Consider the following 610-nt stretch of genomic DNA (forward strand, 5'->3'; position numbering starts at 1 on the left):
GGGCGCACGCTCCTACGATTGCCAGCACGAGCCAGGGTAAGTGGCGCAGCAGGCTGGCCCTGGCCGCTGCTGTGCTCGCGACTTTCAGCCTGAATGCCTTCGCGGCAAAAACCGAGTTGACGGTGTACACCGCCCTCGAAGCCGAGCAACTGAAGTCCTACAAGGACGCCTTCGAAAAGGCCAACCCGGACGTCGAAATCAAATGGGTGCGCGATTCCACCGGGATCATCACCGCCAAACTGCTCGCCGAAAAAGCCCGCCCGCAGGCTGACGCGGTGTGGGGCCTGGCCGCGTCGAGCCTGGCGATTCTCGACCAGCAAGGCATGCTGCAAAGCTATGCACCGAAGGATCTTGGCAAGATCGGCGCGAACTACCGCGACGCCGCCAACCCGCCAGCCTGGGTCGGCATGGACGTGTGGGCCGCGACCATTTGCTTCAACACTGTCGAGGCCGAGAAGCAGGGTCTGACCAAGCCCGTGAGCTGGCAGGACCTGACCAAGCCTGAGTACAAAGGCAAGATCGTCATGCCCAACCCGGCGTCGTCCGGCACCGGTTTCCTCGACGTCAGCGCCTGGCTGCAAACCTTCGGCGAGAAGCAGGGCTGGGCGTA

Annotated in this window: 1 protein-coding gene; it reads left to right on the forward strand. The window is 63.4% G+C overall.

From position 1 onward, the window contains the following. Nucleotides 1-53: 53 nt before the first annotated feature. Nucleotides 54-610 (forward strand): extracellular solute-binding protein (locus D8U70_RS12445; RefSeq protein ID WP_130928990.1); only part of this gene is annotated, 557 nt, incomplete at its 3' end.

It is taken from the genome of Pseudomonas sp. Sample_20, assembly GCF_004307585.1.
Taxonomy (GTDB): Bacteria; Pseudomonadota; Gammaproteobacteria; order Pseudomonadales; family Pseudomonadaceae; genus Aquipseudomonas; species Aquipseudomonas atacamensis.